At 49.7% G+C, this 2,969-nt stretch carries 4 protein-coding genes; 2 read left to right on the top strand and 2 right to left on the bottom strand.

Features of this window, described 5'->3' with window-relative positions; genetic code table 11:
- The first annotated feature begins 361 nt into the window (after window positions 1–361).
- Both O2S87_RS18350 and O2S87_RS18355 read left to right on the top strand, forming a co-directional pair.
- Window positions 362–877, top strand: coding sequence for a DUF7342 family protein (locus O2S87_RS18350; RefSeq protein ID WP_475410172.1), 516 nt, complete (start codon window positions 362–364; stop codon window positions 875–877).
- 89 nt (window positions 878–966) lie between these two features.
- A complete protein-coding gene (locus O2S87_RS18355) occupies window positions 967–1,308 on the top strand; it encodes a toxin-antitoxin system TumE family protein (RefSeq protein ID WP_475410173.1) in 342 nt (113 codons plus the stop codon).
- Window positions 1,309–1,464: 156 nt separating this feature from the next.
- Here O2S87_RS18355 and O2S87_RS18360 read toward each other — a convergent pair whose 3' ends face one another.
- Together O2S87_RS18360 and O2S87_RS18365 are read right to left on the bottom strand one after the other, a co-directional pair.
- Complete coding sequence (locus O2S87_RS18360; protein ID WP_475410174.1) at window positions 1,465–1,932, bottom strand: hypothetical protein; 468 nt, start codon at window positions 1,930–1,932, stop codon at window positions 1,465–1,467.
- Window positions 1,925–2,209 carry an AbrB/MazE/SpoVT family DNA-binding domain-containing protein gene (locus O2S87_RS18365; protein ID WP_475410175.1) on the bottom strand — a complete coding sequence of 95 codons (285 nt, stop codon included), beginning with the start codon at window positions 2,207–2,209 and terminating at the stop codon, window positions 1,925–1,927. Before O2S87_RS18365 ends, O2S87_RS18360 begins: the two co-directional genes overlap by 8 nt.
- Window positions 2,210–2,969: the final 760 nt, after the last annotated feature.

The following is a 2,969-nucleotide window of genomic DNA, read 5'->3' on the forward strand; positions in this document are numbered from 1 at the left end:
TACATTGTCGTATTGTTGACCGCTTCGACTTCATATCGACAGAAGGCGTCCAATTGCATACAACTTTCACGGAAACTGGACGGAGAAAGCACCGAGAGTGCGATTAATTAGCGGCGCAACGAGGCAAGTCATGAGGTTCTATTTTCTGGTGGGAGAGTATAGTTCTACTTGCCAATTGGAAAATCCATGCGTGGAGAACTGAGTGGCGTATTCGGTCAAATCTAATCAAATTGTCGAGCGAAGAGACATCACGACTCATCGACAACGAACGAGAACACTGACAAATCGCGACTGGATTTAGAATACAACCACATATATTGGCTGTAGAAAGAAATATGTAGCCTACCCCAATAGAAAAGGTATGGTAGACGACCGCCGAAACGGCCCCCCGCCATTTGATAGGCCGTTCGAAAACGAAGACACGAAACAACGCGTGTACGGCGCGGTTCTACACGTCCGAGAGCCGATGACGGCCGCAGAGATAGCGGACAAAGCGGATTGTTCAGAGGAGTCAGCACGGACACATCTGTCCTTCTACGTCGACCTCGGGATCGTCATCCATCACGAGGGACGGCCAGCCAGATACGAGCGCAACGACGACTACTTCAGGTGGCGACGAGTCAACGAACTAGCGTTGAACAACTCCGTCGACGAGTTACAAACTCGCGTCTCAGAGCTGACTGACCAGATCGAGGCATATCGCGACGAATATGATGCCGACTCACCGTCAGAGATCGACGTCCTCGAATTCGACCCCGAACGAATCGACGACATCTACGTCGATCTCGGTGATTGGGCCACCGCGATCGAGGAACGCCGTCTCCATGAGCGAGCGCGAAGAAAGTCCGCCAGTTCTACGGCACCATCACACAGCTGACGATGGCTCCGATAGACGACGGCGCAACTCCTGCGCCGATAGATCGGTCGGTGTTAGAACAGATGCGGTCTCAGTTTACTGGAAGTCGAATGGTCGAGTCTGCGGAGATTGTTGCTGACGACAACCTCTATCTCCACGTTGATTTTTCCGACGACTACTATCCAGGGGAGGTGTCTGCGCGTTTTGAGATCCGCTGGTATCGAAACGAGGATTTCAATATTCATTATCAGGAGACCCACAAAGATGATACGTGGAAATGTCGATGGGATCGGCACCCAAACACACATAACGAACGGGCACACTTTCATCCACCACCGGCTGCCAGTCGCATCGAATCTGAAGACGCTGAGTGGCCAAACGATCACCGAGACGTCTGTCAGATCGTCCTTGAATACGTCAGGAACCGTATCGAGATATTGTGGGATGCGTGACGGCAAGTGGTTGAGAAGCCTATCGAGGCAGTGGCAATATCAAAATCCACGGTTCACAAATCTATCAAGATTGCTGTGCAAGATACAGAGGCTGGATCTGACAAGTATGTCCGTAGTTGGCAAGATGATTTCTTTATTCAAGTTGGAGGAATAGAATCAATTTCTAAGAAACCTATTCAGTTGCTTAAATTCCTCAGGTGAGAGAATGACCTCCGTATCGAATGCATCAAACCGTTGGAAGTCGTCGTCGATCGTCAACACAGTGTTCACCCCTTCGTCTATCGCTACCTGTGCATAGTACCCATCCCACCCACCAACATTTGCGTCACTTGCTTGAGAAAACCCTCCCCAAACTACGTCCTCGGGTATCCCGTCGTACCAATGGATTCGCTTCGCGTCCATGAAATTCTGGAGCAGACGGGAGGCGTCGGCGTTTGAACGCCCGTAGTACGTCGTCAGAACGGTATGCGCTCCGAATAGCGCAGGATACGGAACAAGGGCATCTATGTCGCCTGCAATGGCATCTTGGACGTATGAGAGCGCAGAATCACTAACCGGTGTTGCTGTGTGTGCCAGGGCTATCACACCGACATCGAAAAGATACGGTCCAGTAGCATCACTCATTGCTGTATTCTTTTGCCCCTTTTCGAATCGCCTCTCTGTGCTTCTTGGCAATGGGGTCTGCCCCCTCATCAAGTGGCATTGTCTCCCCTCGCTCGGATGTTGTTTCGGTGATGAGACGTTCCATGCGTTCGATGATCTGTTCGGGGTTATCTTCAGGTTCAACGATGGCTTTCCCATCTTCTTCGTTGATGTCGACTTCTGTACCGGGAGTGATACCGAGACGTTCTCGCACCTCTTTCGGGAGCACTATCCGCCCTTTCGAATCCACCTTGGTCATGTTCCCACTTAGAGTGGGACAGAGTATAACTGTTCTGGGCAGTATGTTGATATCGCCACTCAATCTATATGAAGAAGTCGTGTTACCAACAACTGACATTTACGACCGCTTTGAAATGTGGTTTGAGTCAACTGCTGAATAGAACGCGCGAATGTGGCACGCAATCTGGCTCGATTTGCGCAAGGGATGATCGCACAGTACAGGGGACCTATCTACCATCTCGCTCAGCGATCTTCCAAGAATGCATCACCATGAACCATATTGAACGTTTTTACCGCACGACCAAAATCATGCAGCGCAGAGGATCTATCGTCTTATCGACTCAGAAGAGACGTGTCTGCAAGACTGCGAGCGCACGTCTTGCAGCGAATTTCTTATCAAATTCAGATTGTTCTGAGTCACTTCTGCTGAATATAGAGGATCTATTCAGCACGGCGTTCGTTTCCGTTTTGATCGGCCGAATCACGATTCCTGCACAAAATTTGTCGTTAGCGTACATGATACAACGTATCTCTGGGTTCTGGCTCAGTAGTGACTGTCTTAGGGTTATGTCCAGTACGCCTCGCCGAGTACAACAATTATCGTTCTACGACAAGGGAGGTATGGCCACGGGTAAGTTTTTTAATTCGTATAATAGAGCCTGTCTAAGAATTCTCACACTCTCAGTCATCGATATCGGTCGAAGACACCGCAGTATAATTTGCTCAACCGATCCAGTAGCGTTGACAAAAAGAGAGCCAAACTCAGCTATCTGGCGATC

Source organism: Halohasta sp. A2, assembly GCF_056175805.1.

Bases quoted from the DNA above. Each gene is read 5' to 3' on its own strand.
- O2S87_RS18350 (WP_475410172.1), top strand. From the start codon at position 362: ATGGTAGACGACCGCCGAAACGGCCCCCCGCCATTTGATAGGCCGTTC.
- O2S87_RS18360 (WP_475410174.1), bottom strand. From the start codon at position 1,932: ATGAGTGATGCTACTGGACCGTATCTTTTCGATGTCGGTGTGATAGCC.
- O2S87_RS18355 (WP_475410173.1), top strand. From the start codon at position 967: ATGGTCGAGTCTGCGGAGATTGTTGCTGACGACAACCTCTATCTCCAC.
- O2S87_RS18365 (WP_475410175.1), bottom strand. From the start codon at position 2,209: ATGACCAAGGTGGATTCGAAAGGGCGGATAGTGCTCCCGAAAGAGGTG.